The sequence below is a fragment of the Micromonospora sp. CNZ297 genome, from assembly GCF_007827625.1.
Map to the genome: position 1 here is coordinate 85,185 of NZ_VISU01000021.1, position 15,425 is coordinate 100,609.

The 15,425-nt window shown below is 73.1% G+C and carries 19 protein-coding genes and 1 tRNA gene; 4 read left to right on the top strand and 16 right to left on the bottom strand.

The window, feature by feature from the left end; translation table 11 throughout:
* Positions 1-8: 8 nt before the first annotated feature.
* The 4 genes from FB454_RS27990 to FB454_RS28005 all read right to left on the bottom strand — a co-directional run bounded on the left by FB454_RS27990 (position 9) and on the right by FB454_RS28005 (position 2,310).
* Positions 9-329: a hypothetical protein gene (locus FB454_RS27990; RefSeq protein ID WP_047891393.1), complete on the bottom strand. Its 321-nt coding sequence runs from the start codon at positions 327-329 to the stop codon at positions 9-11.
* A gap of 48 nt (positions 330-377) precedes the next feature.
* Positions 378-1,136 (bottom strand): Bax inhibitor-1/YccA family protein, encoded by a 759-nt coding sequence (locus tag FB454_RS27995; RefSeq protein WP_145823810.1) that lies wholly within the window; start codon positions 1,134-1,136, stop codon positions 378-380.
* A 125-nt stretch (positions 1,137-1,261) separates the two neighbouring features.
* On the bottom strand, positions 1,262-2,119 hold the full coding sequence (locus FB454_RS28000; protein WP_013284113.1) for a Bax inhibitor-1/YccA family protein: 858 nt from the start codon (positions 2,117-2,119) through the stop codon (positions 1,262-1,264).
* 110 nt (positions 2,120-2,229) lie between these two features.
* A tRNA-Leu gene (locus FB454_RS28005) sits at positions 2,230-2,310 on the bottom strand.
* A gap of 90 nt (positions 2,311-2,400) precedes the next feature.
* On the opposite strand from FB454_RS28005, the gene FB454_RS28010 reads away from it, so the two are divergent.
* Positions 2,401-4,230: a DUF6311 domain-containing protein gene (locus tag FB454_RS28010; RefSeq protein ID WP_145823811.1), complete on the top strand. Its 1,830-nt coding sequence runs from the start codon at positions 2,401-2,403 to the stop codon at positions 4,228-4,230.
* 78 nt (positions 4,231-4,308) lie between these two features.
* On the opposite strand, the gene FB454_RS28015 is transcribed toward FB454_RS28010, so the two are convergent.
* The 8 genes from FB454_RS28015 to FB454_RS28050 all read right to left on the bottom strand — a co-directional run bounded on the left by FB454_RS28015 (position 4,309) and on the right by FB454_RS28050 (position 11,507).
* Positions 4,309-5,640: an NAD(P)/FAD-dependent oxidoreductase gene (locus FB454_RS28015; RefSeq protein WP_145823812.1), complete on the bottom strand. Its 1,332-nt coding sequence runs from the start codon at positions 5,638-5,640 to the stop codon at positions 4,309-4,311.
* Between the two features lie 103 nt (positions 5,641-5,743).
* Positions 5,744-6,304, bottom strand: a complete 561-nt coding sequence (locus FB454_RS28020) for a hypothetical protein (protein ID WP_071096746.1) — start codon at positions 6,302-6,304, stop codon at positions 5,744-5,746.
* A 37-nt stretch (positions 6,305-6,341) separates the two neighbouring features.
* A complete protein-coding gene (locus tag FB454_RS28025; RefSeq protein ID WP_030271249.1) occupies positions 6,342-7,703 on the bottom strand; it encodes a DUF58 domain-containing protein in 1,362 nt (453 codons plus the stop codon).
* Entirely contained in the window at positions 7,703-8,701 is a 999-nt protein-coding gene (locus tag FB454_RS28030; protein ID WP_013284108.1) for an AAA family ATPase, read from the bottom strand. Before FB454_RS28030 ends, FB454_RS28025 begins: the two co-directional genes overlap by 1 nt.
* The gene (locus tag FB454_RS28035) at positions 8,701-9,285 is read right to left on the bottom strand and encodes a hypothetical protein (RefSeq protein WP_030271251.1); all 585 of its coding nucleotides are present in this window, start codon (positions 9,283-9,285) and stop codon (positions 8,701-8,703) included. Before FB454_RS28035 ends, FB454_RS28030 begins: the two co-directional genes overlap by 1 nt.
* Entirely contained in the window at positions 9,282-10,013 is a 732-nt protein-coding gene (locus tag FB454_RS28040) for a DUF4129 domain-containing protein (protein ID WP_145823813.1), read from the bottom strand. The genes FB454_RS28035 and FB454_RS28040 overlap by 4 nt, the downstream gene beginning before the upstream one ends.
* 20 nt (positions 10,014-10,033) lie before the next feature.
* Complete coding sequence (locus FB454_RS28045; protein ID WP_013284105.1) at positions 10,034-10,747, bottom strand: uracil-DNA glycosylase; 714 nt, start codon at positions 10,745-10,747, stop codon at positions 10,034-10,036.
* Positions 10,748-10,766: 19 nt separating this feature from the next.
* Positions 10,767-11,507 carry a dienelactone hydrolase family protein gene (locus FB454_RS28050; RefSeq protein WP_013474047.1) on the bottom strand — a complete coding sequence of 247 codons (741 nt, stop codon included), beginning with the start codon at positions 11,505-11,507 and terminating at the stop codon, positions 10,767-10,769.
* Positions 11,508-11,684: 177 nt separating this feature from the next.
* Here FB454_RS28050 and FB454_RS28055 point away from each other — a divergent pair, with 177 nt between their 5' ends.
* Both FB454_RS28055 and FB454_RS28060 read left to right on the top strand, forming a co-directional pair.
* Entirely contained in the window at positions 11,685-12,047 is a 363-nt protein-coding gene (locus tag FB454_RS28055; RefSeq protein ID WP_013474046.1) for a type II toxin-antitoxin system RelE/ParE family toxin, read from the top strand.
* On the top strand, positions 12,044-12,361 hold the full coding sequence (locus FB454_RS28060; protein WP_145823814.1) for a helix-turn-helix domain-containing protein: 318 nt from the start codon (positions 12,044-12,046) through the stop codon (positions 12,359-12,361). Before FB454_RS28055 ends, FB454_RS28060 begins: the two co-directional genes overlap by 4 nt.
* An 82-nt stretch (positions 12,362-12,443) precedes the next feature.
* On the opposite strand, the gene FB454_RS28065 is transcribed toward FB454_RS28060, so the two are convergent.
* The 3 genes from FB454_RS28065 to FB454_RS28075 form a co-directional block, all read right to left on the bottom strand.
* Positions 12,444-13,394 carry an HAAS signaling domain-containing protein gene (locus tag FB454_RS28065; RefSeq protein WP_145823815.1) on the bottom strand — a complete coding sequence of 317 codons (951 nt, stop codon included), beginning with the start codon at positions 13,392-13,394 and terminating at the stop codon, positions 12,444-12,446.
* A complete protein-coding gene (locus FB454_RS28070; RefSeq protein WP_041798804.1) occupies positions 13,391-13,723 on the bottom strand; it encodes a PadR family transcriptional regulator in 333 nt (110 codons plus the stop codon). Before FB454_RS28070 ends, FB454_RS28065 begins: the two co-directional genes overlap by 4 nt.
* Positions 13,724-13,786: 63 nt before the next feature.
* On the bottom strand, positions 13,787-13,984 hold the full coding sequence (locus tag FB454_RS28075; RefSeq protein WP_230651275.1) for a hypothetical protein: 198 nt from the start codon (positions 13,982-13,984) through the stop codon (positions 13,787-13,789).
* 178 nt (positions 13,985-14,162) lie between these two features.
* On the opposite strand from FB454_RS28075, the gene FB454_RS28080 reads away from it, so the two are divergent.
* Entirely contained in the window at positions 14,163-14,351 is a 189-nt protein-coding gene (locus FB454_RS28080; protein ID WP_176921700.1) for a hypothetical protein, read from the top strand.
* A gap of 110 nt (positions 14,352-14,461) precedes the next feature.
* On the opposite strand, the gene FB454_RS28085 is transcribed toward FB454_RS28080, so the two are convergent.
* The gene (locus tag FB454_RS28085; RefSeq protein WP_145823821.1) at positions 14,462-15,391 is read right to left on the bottom strand and encodes a Ppx/GppA phosphatase family protein; all 930 of its coding nucleotides are present in this window, start codon (positions 15,389-15,391) and stop codon (positions 14,462-14,464) included.
* Positions 15,392-15,425: the final 34 nt, after the last annotated feature.

Below are 15,425 nucleotides of genomic sequence, written 5' to 3' on the forward strand. Positions count from 1 at the left end.
GGCGGGGGTCAGAGGGCGGTGCGGGTTCGGGTTACCTGGGCGGTGGCCTCGGTGAGCACCGGCTCGGGCGGGTCGGCGAGCGTCAGGTCGGCGGCTACCACGCGGAGCTGGTCGGGCAGCGCCAGGTCGCTGGGGAGGCGGGGCACCTCGCGGCGCGGCTCACCGGCCGCGTCGGCGGCCAGGTTGGCGATCTCCTGGACCAGCTTGTGCACCAGGTCGGCGCGGGACACGTTGCCGCCGTCCGCCTTGGCCGACCAGCGCGGCTGCTGCCAGTGCCCGACCTGTCGGACCAGCAGGGTCACCGCCCGGTCCAGTTCCGCTGCGCTCATCGCCGCCGAGTCTACGGCGACACCAGGCCGGAGCGTGCTCAGCCGGCGTCAGCGGCGTACGTAGCTGAGCAGGCGGAGGATCTGCCAGTACAGGAAGATCAGCCCGACCAGCAGACCGAAGGCGCAGTACCAGGCGTAGCGGCGGGGCAGCCGGTTCGCGGCCGACCGCTCGACCAGGTCGAAGTCGAGGATGAAACTGAGCGCGCCCGCGATGATCGCCACCACCGAGAACAGGTACGGCAACCAGCCCACCCGGTCGCTGAGGCTGTAGACGACCACCCCCTGCCGCCCGGTGAACAGGTACGCGACCAGGTTGACCAGGCCGATCACCACGATCCCGACGAGCGTGCCGATGACCAGCCGGGCCAGGCGCGGGGTGGCGCGTACCAGCCGGGCCCGGTAGAGCACGGCCATGCCGAGGAAGACGCCGAACGTGCCGATCACCGCCTGCGCCACGATGCCCGGATAGACCATCTCGAAGGCGCGGCTGGCCACCCCGAGCAGCAGGCCCTGGAGCACCGCGTACCCGACGACGACCGGCGGGCTGGTGATCTGCTTCAGCGAGATGACGAGCACCAGGGCGAGGCTGGCCAGCGCGCTCCCGGCGAGCGCGGCGGAGATCCACGCGGCCTGCGGCACCACCACCCACGACACCGCCGCCGTGACGCCGGTGACCAGCAGCAGTCCCAAGGTCCGGCTGATCACGTCGGCCACCGTCATCGTGTCGGCGGTACCGACGCCGAGCACCTGCCGCTCGGCGCGGCCGACGTCGTCCAGCCGGTCCAGCACCGGGTTGGCACTGCGCACCGTGACCACCTCCCGCCCACGTACCCGGATCCCACTCTGCCCCGGGCGGTCCGGCGGGGACGGGGAAACGGCGACGCCCGCCGCCGCGGATGCGGCAGGCGGGCGTCGTCGGGGAGGGCGTGATGTCAGTCGTCGCCCTGGAAGTAGCTGAGCAGCCGCAGGATCTCGATGTAGAGCCAGACCAGGCCGACCACGATGCCGAAGGCGGCGGTCCAGGAGTAGCGCTGCGGGAGGCCCATCCGGACCCCCTCCTCGATGTCGGCGAAGTTGAGCACGAAGCTCAGCGACGCCACCACGATGCAGACCAGGCTGAAGCCGATCGCGAGCGGGCTGCCGTCACGCAGGTGCGTGTTCACGCCGAACAGCGCCAGCACCAGGTTGACCAGCATCACGCCGAACAGGCCGGCCATGATCGCCACCATGATCCGGGCGAACTTCGGCGTGGCCCGGATGATCCGCGCCTTGTAGATCATCGCCATCAGGAAGAACACGCCGAACGTGGCCACGACCGCCTGGAGCACGATGCCGTCGTAGAGCGACTCGAACGCCTTGCTGACCATGCCGACGAAGACGCCCTCGATGACCGAGTACGCCACGACGAGCGCCGGGTTGGCCATCCGCGAGAACGAGATGATCAGGCCGAGCACCAGGCCGACGACCGCGGCGCCAATCCACGCGACGCCGACGAGCGAGTCCGGCACGAGCACCCAGGCCGCCGCGGCCGAGGCGCCGAGGATGGCGAGCATGAGGACCGTCTTGACGACCACGTCGTCGAGGGTCATCGGGGTCACGGTGGGCGGGGCCACCGGCTGGCCGTAGCCGCCCGGGTAGGGCTGGGCGTAGGGCTGCTGGGGGTACTGCTGCTGCGGGTACTGCTGGGGGTATCCGGGCTGACCGTACGGCCCGGGCTGGGCGTACCCGGCCGCCCGCTCACGCTCTGCCGCCTGGCCGAGCCGGGCGAGCACCGGGTTCGAGGTCTTCACTTCTCAGGCCTCCCTCAGGGGGTCGATCGCACGTAGACGTGCTACTCCAGGGTAGACGTGGCCGCAATCGCGCGTGCTACGGCTAGCTGTGGGAAAGCTGAGAGTTCACGTGCCCGGGGCGGGGGTCGAACCCGCACGCCTTGCGGCAGCCGCTTTTAAGGCGGCCGTGTCTGCCGTTCCACCACCCGGGCGGGTGACACCGGCGCGTCGACACGCGGCGGTGCAGATCTCACCGTAGCGGCTCGGCCGCGACGCGGCGTACCCCGACGGGTGCGGCCGTTATGGTCGAGGCCGTGACCAGCGCCGCCCGCACGGCACCCGGGCCCGATCACGCCCGGGCGGCCCGCCCGGCCGCGGTCACGCGGCGGGTGACGGCCGCCGTCCGGCGGCACCGCGCGGACCTGCTCGCCGGGTTGGCGTTCGTCGCGCTCGCCGGATGGCTCACCCACGGTCTCTGGCCGGCGCCGGGCACGCGCGCACTCGCCCTCAACCCGGCCGACCAGACGCTGTACGAGTGGTTCCTGGCGCTGGACGCGCGTGCCCTGCGGGGCGAGCTGAGCCTGGTCACCGGCCGGCTGAACGCGCCGGACGGGGTCAACCTGATGGCCAACACGTCGATCGTGGCGCTCGGTGTGCTGCTCGCCCCGGTCACGCTGGCGTTCGGGGCGCCCGTGACGTTCGCCCTGCTCGTCGCCGCGAACATGGCCGGTACGGCGCTCGCCTGGTACCTGCTGTTCACCCGCGTCCTGCGGGCCTGCCGGCTCGCTGCCGTACTCGGCGCGGCGCTCTGCGGCTTCGGGCCGGGCATGGTCTCGCAGAGCAACGGCCACCTGCACATGACCGCGCAGTGGCTGGTCCCGGTGCTGGTCTGGCTCGTGCTCCGGCTGCTGCGCGCCGCCGACCCGGCGGGTCGGCCGGACGGCCCGGACCGCCGCCGGACGGCCTCTTCCGCGGCCGGGCTCGCCGCGGTCGTCACCGTGCAGGTATTCGTCGGCGAGGAGGTGCTGTTCCTCGCCGCGCTCACCCTGGCGGTGACCGCCGTCGCGTACGGGCTGGCCGACCGGGGCCTGCTGCGCCGGGCCGGTTCCGGGTTCGCCGGTGGTCTGCTCGTCGCCGCCGGGCTGGCGCTGCCGGTGCTGGCGTACCCGCTGTGGGTGCAGTTCGCCGGCCCGCAGGGCGTCGCGGACGGCATCTTCCCACCCGCCTACTTCTCCGCCGACCTGATCGGCTGGACCCGCCTGTCCGCGCTGACGGTGTTCGGCAGCCCGGAGGCGGTACGGCTCACCACCGGTCCGTCCGAGTTCACCACGTTCCTGGGCTGGCCGCTGCTGCTGGTAGCCGCCGCCTGCGCGGTCCGGCTGGGCCGGCGCGCCCCGGTGGTGGCGGTCGTGGCCGCCGCGCTGACGATGGCCGCACTCGCGCTCGGCCCGGAGGTGGTGGCCGGCGGTGAGCGGACCGGGATCCCCGGTCCGTACGCGCTGCTGGCCGGGTTCCCGGTGGTGGACGGCGCGCTGCCGACGCGTTTCGCGCTGGCGGTGCTGCCGCTCGTCGGCACAGTGCTCACGCTCGCCGTGCACCGGGCGCTCGCCGAACCCGGCCGGGCCCGCCGGGTCGTCCCGTTCGCGGTCGGCGCGGCGCTGCTCAGCGTCTTCCCCACACCGCTGCCCACGATGGACCGGCCGCCGCTGCCCGAGTTCGTCACCGGCGGCCACTGGCAGCGGTGCGTACGCCCCGGCGGGGTGCTGGTACCGGTGCCCACCGCCACGCCGCAGGATCCCTGGCCGATGCGCTGGGCCACCGCCACCGGCGTCGCGTTCGCCATGCCGGAGGGCTTCTTCATCGGCCCGTACGGCCCGCATGGCTCGGCCACCATGGGCACCTGGCAGCGTCCCACCTCGGCGCTGCTCGCCGACGTGGCCCGCCGCGGCGTGGCACCCGCGATCGGTGACCGGCAACGCCGCCAGGCCGCCCGGGACGTCGAGTTCTGGCACGCCTCGTGCATGGCGGTGACCGACGACACGCCGCACGCGGAGATGCTGCGGCGCACCCTGGAGCAGCTCTACGGGCGGCCGGGGGTGCGGCTCGCCGACGCCTGGACCTGGCGATTCTGAGGCACCGGACACCGGTTCCGCCGCCGGACACGGCGAAAAGGCCCCTCCCGTACGGGAAGGGCCCTTACGCGAAACGCGTCAGACGCGCGCGGCGACCGGCGGGGCCGACGCCTCGGCGAACTCCTCACGCGGGTCGTGCAGCTGGCCCAGCGCGACCACCTCACGCTTGAGGAAGAACGCCAGCGTCCAGTCGACCACCACGCGCACCTTGCGGTTGAACGAGGGGATCCGCGACATGTGGTACGTCCGGTGCATGAACCACGCCGGCCAGCCGGTCATCTTGATGCCGTAGACCTGCGCCACGCCCTTGTGCAGGCCGAGGCTCGCCACGCTGCCGGCGTGCTTGTGCTTGTAGTCGACCGGCTCGCGCCCGCGGATCACGTTGGCGATGTTGTCGGCCATCCGCGCCGCCTGCCGCACCGCGTGCTGGGCGCTCGGCGAGCAGAAGTTACCCGGCTCCTTGGTCAGGTCCGGTACGGCGGCGCAGTCACCGGCGCTCCACGCGCCCTCGACCACCCGGTCGCCGTCCACGATCTGCAGCGTCGGCCGGCAGGTGACCCGGCGGCGCTCGTCACGCGGGAAGTCCGTCGCGTCCAGCATCGGCGACGGCTTCACGCCGGCGGTCCAGACGATGGTGTCGGACGGGAAGCTGTCGCCGTCGGAGAGCTTCACCACACCGTCGACGCAGGAGTCCAGCCGGGTGTCCAGGCGGATGTCCATGTCCCGCTTCATCAGCTGCTGCACCGTGTAGGCGCCCATGTCCCGGTCGACCTCGGGCAGCACCCGCTGGGTCGCCTCGACGAGCACCCAGCGCATGTCCTCCGGCTTCAGCTCCGGGTAGTAGCGCAGCGCGTCCCGGGCCATGTCCTCCATCTCGGCGAGCGCCTCGATGCCGGCGTAGCCGCCGCCCACGAAGACGAACGTCAGCGCGCGGCTGCGGACCGCCGGGTCGGTGGTGGAGGCCGCCACGTCGAGCCGGTCCAGCACGTGGTTGCGCAGGAAGATGGCCTCGCCGATGGTCTTGAACCCGATGCCGTTCTCGTGCAGGCCGGGGATCGGCAGGGTGCGGGAGACCGAGCCGGGGGCGACGACCACGTGGTCGTACTGGATCTCCCGGGCCGGGCCGCTGATCGGCTGCACCACGGCGGTCATGCGGTCGTGGTCGATCCGGGTGACGGTGCCCGCCACCACGGTGCACTTGCGCAACTCCCGCCGCAGCGGCACCACGGCGTGCCGAGGGGAGATGTTGCCCGCCGATGCCTCCGGGAGGAACGGCTGGTACGTCATGTGCGGCTGCGGGTCGACGACGATGACCTCGGCCTCACGCCTGCTCAGCTTCTTGGACAGGCGCAGAGCGGCGTACAGGCCCACGTGACCGGCACCCACGACAAGGATCCGCTTCGGGTTCACGTCATCTATCTTTCCCCGGGTGCTTCGGGTAATCCCGCGCGAGACCCCCTTCTGTGACGGAGCACAACCCGTGTGACCTGCGCAACGTCCCCGGAACGGTGCGTCACCTGCGCCGGAGCAGCCAGCCCAGCAGGGCGCTCAGACCCACCGCCACCAGCAGTCCCACCACAGTCGCGGCCTGTGAGCCGTCGGTGCCGCCCACTCCCCCGAGCCACGCCAGCACCACGCCGAGCACGGCACTGGCGAGCACCACGCCACCCACCCGGCCCAGCCACCGCAGCACCACGTCCGGGTCGATCAGCCCGTCGTAGGGCAGCAGCGCGGCGAGCGCGCACAGCGAGTGCGCCAGGTAGAGCAGCGTCGCCACGGCGAGCAGCCGCCACAGCGCCGGTGGCCGGTCGAAGCCGAGCGTGGCCAGCAGCCAGCCGCCGACTGTCACCAGCGCGGTGAACGTCGGCCAGATCCGGCGCGGCCCGGCCGCCGGGAGCACCGCGGCCACCGTCATGGCCAGCAGCGAGCGCGCGGTGAGGGCCTGCACCGGGTACGCGAGCAGGAAGCCGGCCAGCACGGTGAGGAAGATGCCGCCGCGTACGAGCAGCGGCAGCGGGCTGACCCGGGCGGCGGCGAACCGCAGCGCCCGCACCCGCTCCACAACCGCGTTCACCGGGCCGCCCTTCCGTTCGCGACTGCGCTCCCCGTGCTCATCGCAGCCCCGCCTTCGGGGCGGTCGCCAGCCGGGCCACGTCGCGCAGCACCTCGTCCAGGCTGCCCGCGCCCGCCCAGCGCACCACCGGCACCCCGTGCTCGCGGAGCTGGCCGATCATCGTGTCCCGGTCCAGCCGCCACAGCCGGTACGCGACCTCGGCCCAGCCCCGCTCCTTCGGCACCGGCAGCTCGGCCGGCAACGTGTCCACCGCCACCACGAACCGCCCGCCCCTGGCCAGCCGGGCCAGCATCTGCGCGGACCGCTCGTCGAGCAGCGGGGTGAGCACCACCACGAGCGCGTCCGAGGAGAGCACCTGCGGGCCGAAGACCTGGTCGTACGGCTCGTGCGGGGACGACTCGGCCTGCACGTCGAGCAGCCACTCCAGCACTGTCAGGTACTGCCGCCGCCCGGTGGCCGGACGCAGCCGGCGAGCGGCAGGCCCGTACTCCAGCATCGACACCCGGTCACCGCGGTGCAGGTAGTGCTCGGCGATCGCGGCGGCGGCCCGCACGGTGGTGTCCAGCACCGACGCGGTCCCGTTCACGCCACCGGAGCGGCCCGCCTCGGCCAGCACGTCCAGCAGCACCACCACCTCGGCGTCCCGGTCCGAGAGCGTCGACGCGACGTGCAGCTGGCGGGCCCGCAGCGACACCCGCCAGTCGATCCGGCGCAACCGGTCGCCGGGCGCGAAGACGCGTACCCCGGCCAGTTCGCCGCCCTCGCCCGGCCGCCGCGAGCGGTGCGCGCCGACCAGCCCGGCGGCCCGCGGCATCGCCTCGACCGCGTCGAACGGCTCGGTACGCGGATAGACCCGGGCCCGGATCGGGTCGGTGATCACCGCGCGGGAGACCAGCAGCCCGTCGGCGGCGGCGACCCGCACCCCGGCCGGGCCGATCGGGTGCCGCCCCCACCGCAGGGCGGTGCCGGTCAGCTCCAGGTCGACGGCGCTGCCCCGGGGTACGGAGGTGACGAACGGGCGGTCCGCCCCGCCGGAGCGGCTCACGTCCAGCCCGGTGCCGCCGAAGCCGACCTGCTCCACCCGCAGCCAGCGCGACATCCGGGTCCGGACCACCGCCAGGTCGTACCCGACCAGGTCGGGGTTGGCCACCGCGACGGTGGCGGCCAGCGGCGCGCCCTCGACCAGGTGGGTGTCCCCGACGCCGAGTTCCAGCTCGGGCAGCGCGGCGGGGCGGCGGCGCAGCGCGTACGCGGTCCCGAGCGCGAACGGCGTGGCGAGCACCACCAGGTCGATGCGGCCGAGCAGGACGGCGGCGACGAGCAGCACACCGGTGAGCAGCACGGCCCGGCCGAGCGCCCACGTGGGCGCCCAGCCGCCTGCCGCGTCGGCCCGGTCCATCAGCGTCCGGCGGCGTAGCTGGGCAGCGCGCCGCTCGCCGGGGCGGGCGTGGACTCCAGCACCTCGCCGACCACGAACGACGGGTCGACGCGGCGCAGCCACATCTCCGGCCGCAGCGTGATCCGGTGCGCCAGCGCGGGCGCCGCCACCGCCTTGACGTCCTCCGGCACCACGTAGTCCCGGTTGGCGAGCACCGCCCGCACCCGGGACAGCAGCAGCAGCGCCAGCGAGCCGCGCGGGGACGCGCCGACCAGCACCGACGGGTGCTCCCGGGTGGCAGCGGTGAGCGCCACGATGTACCGGCCGATCGAGTCCTCGACCACCACGTCCTCCAGCGCGGCCTGCATGGCGCGCAGCGTGGCGGCGTCCACCACCGGCTTGATCTCCGCCTCCTCGCGGCGGCGGGCGATCCGGCGCCGCAGCACGTCCCACTCCTCGTCGTGGGTGGGGTAGCCGAACGACACCCGCAGCAGGAACCGGTCGAGCTGCGCCTCCGGCAGCGGGTACGTGCCCTCGTACTCGATGGGGTTGGCGGTGGCGAGCACGTGGAACGGCTCGTCCAGGCGGTAGGTCACGCCCTCGACCGAGACCTGCTTCTCCTGCATGGCCTCCAGCAGCGCCGACTGCGTCTTCGGCGGCGTCCGGTTGATCTCGTCGGCGAGCAGCAGGTTGGTGAACACCGGGCCGGCCCGGAAGGCGAAGTCACCGCTGCTCTGGTCGTAGAGGAACGAGCCGGTCACATCGGCGGGCAGCAGGTCCGGGGTGAACTGGAGCCGCCGGAAGTCCAGTCCGAGCGCCTGCGCGAAACAGCGCGCGGTGAGCGTCTTGCCCAGGCCGGGCAGATCCTCCAGCAGCACGTGACCACCGGCGAGGATGCCGGCCAGCACCAGCTCCAGCGCGTCCCGCTTGCCGACCACGACGGTGCCGACCGCCTCCAGGACGGCCCGGGCGAGCCGGCCCACCTCGGCGGGGGCCATGCTCCGGTCCACGTCGTTCATCAGATCTTCTCCAGTTCGGCGACGATCGCCGCGAGGTCGCGCGGCGACGGAGGGCGGCGGGCGGGGGTGGCGAGGAACGTCCACAGTGGCTCGCCGAGCACCGCCCGGGCGCGGGCCGGGTCGGACTCACGGGTGACGCCGTGGCGCTGGCGCAGCCGTTCGTCAGCCAGCTCGCCGAGGCGGGGCAGGATGCGCTCGGTGAACCGCTCCTGGTTGCCGGCGCACCAGTCCAGCGGGCGCTCCCAGCCGTTGATCGCGGTGCGCAGCGCGTCCCGCGCGGACCAGTTCCAGGTGCCGGGCTCCTCACCGGCGGGCGTCCGGGCACCCGCGCGGGGCGGCGGCGGGGGTGACAGCGCGGTGGTGACCCGGCGTACGGCGAGTACGGCGAGCACCCCCGCCACGATGATCCAGATCGGCACCTTCAGGCCGACCGCGCGCAGCCCGACCACGACCACCACGACGACGGCGGCGGTGACCGCGGCGGTCCGCAGCAGCAGGCGCGCCCGGCCGCCGCCCGTGGGCCGGACGTCCTCCCCGGCGGGCTCCTCGCCGAACGACAGCAGGTCGTCGATGCTGGTGCTCACGACGCCTCCCCCGCCAGGCTGGTCAGCTCGCCGCGCAACCGGCGCAACGCGGCGCGGGCCTGGTCCCGGGTGTGCTCGTCGACCGGGTGCGTGGCGTACCGGGCCTCCCGGTAGACGTGCGCGAAACCGTCGAGCACGTCGGCGCTGGCGATCGCCGGGATGCCGGCCGCCGGGTCGCCGCGCAGCAGCCGGCCCACCAGGTCGGTCGGGGTGTCCCCGGTGTGCCGGGGCACACCCGCGTCCTCGGCGGCCTCCTCCAGGCGTACCCAGCAGGCGATCACAGCGGTCCGCGGGTCGGTGGAGCGGTCGTCCAGTTCGACGAGTCCGGCGTCGAGCGCGGCCACCACCTCGCGGGCGGTCCCCTCGGCGGTACGCCTGGTGCGCCGCACCGGCACCGCGCGAGTGGTGCGCCGCAGCGCGCCCCGAAGCACGTTCCACAGGACGTACCCGACGGCGGCCAGCACCGCCGCGGACAGCAACACCACGGCGGCGGTGGCCAGCCAGCCGGGCACACCGCCCGAGGTGGACTCGCCCACGTCCCGGGGCTCGACGGGGATCGACGGCACCGCCTCGGGCGACGGGTAGTCCGGCACGTACGGGATGGTGTCGGCGGCGGGCGGGATCCGGCTGGCCCCGATGGCGGAGTGACCGGCGGCGAACGCGGCGAGCCCGAGCAGCACCGTCACCGCGGCGACCGGCCACCACCTGCGCAGTACGCCGAAATCCATCCCACCGCCTCAGGTGTTCCTCAGTCCACCCCGGCCAGGTCCTTCGCCCGGGTGAACACGTCGTCCAGCATCGCCGGTGTGAGCCGGCCGGTGAACGTGTTCTGCTGGCTGACGTGATAGCAGCCCAGCAACGCCGGCACCGACTCGCCGGACCAGTGTGCCCCATGACCGAACACCGGTCGCGGTGTGGGCGGTCGCTGCCCGTACACCTGGCGTAGCACCGGCCACCACGCGGCCCACGCGAACGCGCCCAGCGCGACCACGACGCGCAGCGTGGGCCGGATCAACTCGACCTCGCGGTGCAGCCACGGCGCGCAGGTGTCCCGCTCGTCGGGAGTGGGTTTGTTGTCCGGCGGCGCGCACCGCACAGCCGCGAAGATGCGGGTGTCGCGCAGCGTCAGGCCGTCGTCCGCGGACACGCTCGTCGGCTGGTTGGCCAGCCCGGCGCGGTGCAGCGCGGCGAACAGCACGTCACCGGACCGGTCCCCGGTGAAGATCCGGCCCGTGCGGTTGCCGCCGTGCGCGGCCGGCGCCAGGCCGAGGATCGCGATGCGGGCGTCCGCCGGCCCGAGGCCGGGCACCGGCCGTCCCCAGTAGTCCTGGTCGCGGAACGCGGCCCGCTTGACCCGGGCGACCTCCTCCCGCCAGGCCACCAGGCGCGGGCAGGCGAAGCAGTCGCTGACCGCGCCGTCGAGGTCGGCCAGGTCGGCCGCCCGCGCGGCGCGGGCGACCACGTCCTGCGGGGTACGCGACTCAGCCAAGCTTCGCCCGGAACAGTTCCAGCGTGCGGGCCCAGGCGGTGGCGGCCGCCCGCTGGTCGAAGTGCTCGGGCCGGTCCTCGTTGAAGAACGCGTGCGCGGTGCCCGGGTAGTCGAAGGTCTGGCAGGTGCCACCGGCGGACTCGATGGACCGGCGTACGCTCTGCACCCCGTCGGCGGCGGACAGGCCGTCCGCCTCGGAGCAGTGGATGAGCGCGGCCTTCCCGGCGTAGCCGGCCCAGTCGGTGCGGCCGGCGTTGTCCGCCGCGCCCGTGCGGCCGGCGTTGTCCGCCGCGCCAGTGGCCATGCCCTCCCAGGGCAGACGCGGGTAGAACCCGGCGGTGGCCACGATGCGCTCGGAGAACGTGCCGGACCACAGCGCCAGGCTGGCGCCCGCGCAGAACCCGGCGCAGCCCACCTTGCCGGCGACCTCGGACCGGCTCGCCAGGTATTCGGCGGCGGCGGCGATGTCGCTGGCCGCCTCGTCCATCTGGGAGCTGTTCAGCATCAGCCGCGGCTCGGTCGGCTTCACGGCCGGCCCGCCGTGCCGGAAGTCGGGCGCGAGGGCGACGAAGCCGGCCTCGGCGAAGCGGTCCACCACGGCCCGGACGTGGGGCACCAGTCCCCACCAGTCCTGGATGACGATGACCGCCGGGCTGGCCGCACCGCCGGAGGGTATCGCGAGATACCCCTCGCTCGTCCCCCCGTTGCCGGTGAAGCTCACCATCTCGCCCATGGGCCCGTCCTCCTAGCGGTCAGTCATCATTGGCTGGTCGCCCAGTTGGCTGATACGTGCCGGTAGCGTGCCACGCGGTCACCGGCGCGGGGAAGACGGAACAACAGTGGCATTCACCTCCTGTTGAACCGCCGGACAGGCACACACGCTGGGTATAGCGATTGCTAAACTAGCCCCGTGGTGGCTGGAGACTGGGACGTCTACCTGGTCGACGAGGTGCGGCAGTGGCTCGACACTCTCGACGCGTCCACCCATGCGCGAGTGGTGCAGGCGATCGACCTCCTGGCCGAGCACGGACCAGGACTCGGACGACCCCTTGTCGACACCATCCACGGTTCGTCGATGGCGAACTTGAAGGAGCTCCGGCCGGGCACCGTGCGTATCCTTTTCGCGTTCGACCCGTGGCGCTCGAGCATCCTCCTGGTCGCCGGCGACAAGTCCGGCCGGTGGAAGACGTGGTATCAGGAGGCCATTCCCGTCGCCGAGCACCGCTACGAGCTCTACCTCAAGGACCGGGCACGAGAGGAGGGGAAGGCATGAGCGACTACTCCCGGTGGCAGGACATCCGCGCCGACCACGTCGCCCGGGTCGGCGGGGAAGATGCGCTCGACGCGGGTAAGCAGGAACTCCTCGCCGAGGTCATCGGTCACCGCCTCGCGGAGGTACGGCGAGCGCGCGGCCTGACCCAGCAGCAGGTCGCCGACCGGATGGGCGTCACCAAGGGACGGGTCTCCCAGATCGAGCAGGGAAAGATCTCCGGACAGGAAGTGGTGGCCCGGTTCGCCGCGGCGCTGGGTGGCCGGCTCCACCAGGCGATCTACTTCGACGACGGTGACATCGCCGCCATCGCCTGACAGCGGATCCCGCGAGATCTTGGAGGATTCCGGCCCCCAGGAGGGCCGTTTCCTACCAAGATCTCGCGGGATCGAGCGTGTTCTAGCGCGTTGACGTGGGTTCCGGGGAAGCGCTGGTGCTGGGCGCGGTCGGGGTGGCGCTGTCCGTGGGCGCGGGTGCGGGCGGGGCGATCGACGGCGAGGCCGGTGCGCCGAACGGTGCCAGCTCCGGGCAGTACGGGTAGGCGTTGCGGGGCGCGGGCACGGCGCCGGACGCGTCGAGGCAGTTCGGCCAGCCGAGCCGGATCGGCACGCCGTTCTGGTCGAAGAGCTGCGCGTCGCGGATCAGCCGCCCCTGCTGGTCGTAGACGAAGACGTCCTCGATCCGGTCGTACCGCCGGTCCACCGACGTCTGCTCGTAGCCGCTGTAGACGTCGGAGCTGGCGTTCCGGTCCACATCAACGAGCACCGCGAAGCCGAAGAGCAGCAGCGCGGCCGTACCCAGCCGGTGCAGGCGGCGCGGCCAGCCGGTGAAGCCCGCGGAACGGCGGCCGAGCCACAGTGACGCGACCACCGCGCCGATGAGCAGCAGCAGGCCGGCCGACGCGTTGTCGTTGGGCCGGGGCAGCAGACCGGGCCGGCCACCGTCCACCATGACGCTGATCAGCAGCGCGGCCAGCCAGCCACGCACCAGCCACCAGGCCGGGCGCAGCGGGCGCAGGAAGTCGCTCACCGTCTCGTGCCCGAGCACCGGGCCGAGCTGACGATCCAGCAGACGTATCTGAGTGGCCGCCTGATCCCGCGCCTCGGCCAGGCGGTGGAAGCGCGCCGGTCGCCGCCCCTCCCCGGCGCCGGCGGCGGCGCGAAGTTCGGCCGCGTACGCCTCGGGGGTGCCCAGCCGGTCCACGAGCGCGCCCTCGCCCTCGGCGGCCACCTCGGCGAGGTGTTCCGGCAGGTCCTCGGTCAGCTCGTCGCGGACTGCCGGCGGCAGGTCGGCGAGCGCCGCGCGTACCCGGTCGACGTAGTCCGTGATCTCCTGCCCAGTGACGGTCATGCCGCCATCCCCCGATCGTCGAGCAGTGCGTCCATGGTGGTGGCGAACGAGCGCCAGGTCTTGCCGGAGCGGGTGAGCTGGTCACGCCCGGCCGTGTTCAGCGAGTAGTACTTGCGGTGCGGCCCGGACTCGCTCGGCACCACGTACGTGGTGAGCAGGCCTGCGGCGAACAGCCGGCGCAGCGTGCCGTAGACCGAGGCGTCGCCGACCTCGGTGAGGCCGGCCTCGCGCAGCCGCCGCAGGATGTCGTAGCCGTATCCGTCCTCGTCCTTGAGCACGGCGAGCACCGCCAGGTCGAGCACGCCCTTGAGGAGCTGCGTGGTATCCACGCTCCGCACACTAGTGCGCAATCCACACTACCGTCAATCACACAGCACTTTGCCCGGCCTTGTTCACCGGGAGGAAGGACGGGCGGTCCACCCGATGAAACGGTCGAACAGGTCGGCCGGGTTCGGGTTGGCGGCCATCAGGTCGGCGGTGGCGTCGAACAGGCAGCCCGCCATGTGGATGGACAGGGCGACGCGGTCGCGCCGGTAGTCCAGCAGCAGCAACAGGCGGGCCGGCTGGCACGGCCAGGGTGCCGCGCACACCCGGCACAACCAGAGGGGCCGCATCGGCACGTGCGGCCGCACGACACGGCGACTGCGATCGGGTACGGGAGAACAGTTCCTCACGGTCATCCCCCGATCGTGTCGCCTCCTATTGTCAACGTCAATAGCCTCCGTAGTTGTCGCTGTTCGGCGACGCCGACACTGCCATCGTCAACGTGTGGAGCTGGTGGGCGTGTCGGAGATCCGGGCGATGCTCGGCAACGTGTCGCGTCAGCGCGCATCCGTGATCGCCAACCAACGCAACTTCCCGGAGCCCATCGCCGTGCTGGCGATGGGCAAGGTCTGGCGGAAGTCCGACGTCGAGAAGTGGATCAGGGAACACCGCCCCGACCTGGCGACTGACTGACGCCCGGCCCTCCTTGTTGACCAAGGAGTTGGCGTCCTCTGAGGCGCCCCGATCGGACACGAACTCCTTGATCACCGCCTGGAAGGTGCGGCGGCGAAAGAGCGAGCGGGCTAGGCGAGGCTCCAGGCGATGCCGTCGAGGATGTCGTGCTCGGAGGCGACCACCGACGGCATCCCGGCCCGCTCCATGATCACTCGCAGCACCAGCGCGCCCGCGCCGATCACGTCGGCCCGCCCCGGGTGCATCACCGGGTACGCCAGCCGCTGCTCACTGCTCTTACCGAGCAGGTCGGCTGTCACCTCGGCCACCTGCTCGTACGAGACGCGGGCGTGGTGGATGCGGCTGGGGTCGTACTCCCGGAGCCCTTGCGCCAGGGCGACCACAGTGGTGACCGAACCGGCCAGCCCGACCAGCGTGGCGGCCTCCCGGCCGGGCACGGCGGCGAGCGCGCGGTCGACGGCGGCGGCGATGTCGTCCTCGGCGGCGGCGACCTGCGCCGCAGTCGGCGGGTCGCCGTGCAGGTGCCGTTCGGTCATCCGGACGCAGCCGATGTCCACCGAGATAGCGCCGCGCACCCCGTCGGCGCGGGTGCCGACGACGAACTCGGTCGAACCGCCGCCGATGTCGACCACCAGGTACGGCGGTTCGGCGTCGGCGGGCAGGCCGCGCACCGCGCCGGTGAACGACAGGCGTGCCTCCTCGTCGCCTGTCACCACCTCGGGCGGTACGCCGAGCGTGCGCTCGACCATGGTGCGGAAGTCGGCGGCGTTGGAGGCGTCGCGGGAGGCCGAGGTGGCGCACATGCGTACCCGCTCGGCGCCGGACTTCTCGATCTCCGCCGCGTAGTCGGCGAGCGCCACGCGGGTCCGCTCGATGGCCTCCGGCGCGAGCATGCCGGTCTGGTCGACGCCCTGCCCCAGTCGGACGATCTCCATCCGCCGGCTGACGTCGCGCAGCGGCGACGAGTCCCCGGCCGACGCCTCGGGCAGGTCGGCGATCAGCAGTCGGATCGAGTTGGTCCCGCAGTCGATGGCGGCCACACGCGCACTCACGGCGCCCACCCTACGGCAGCCC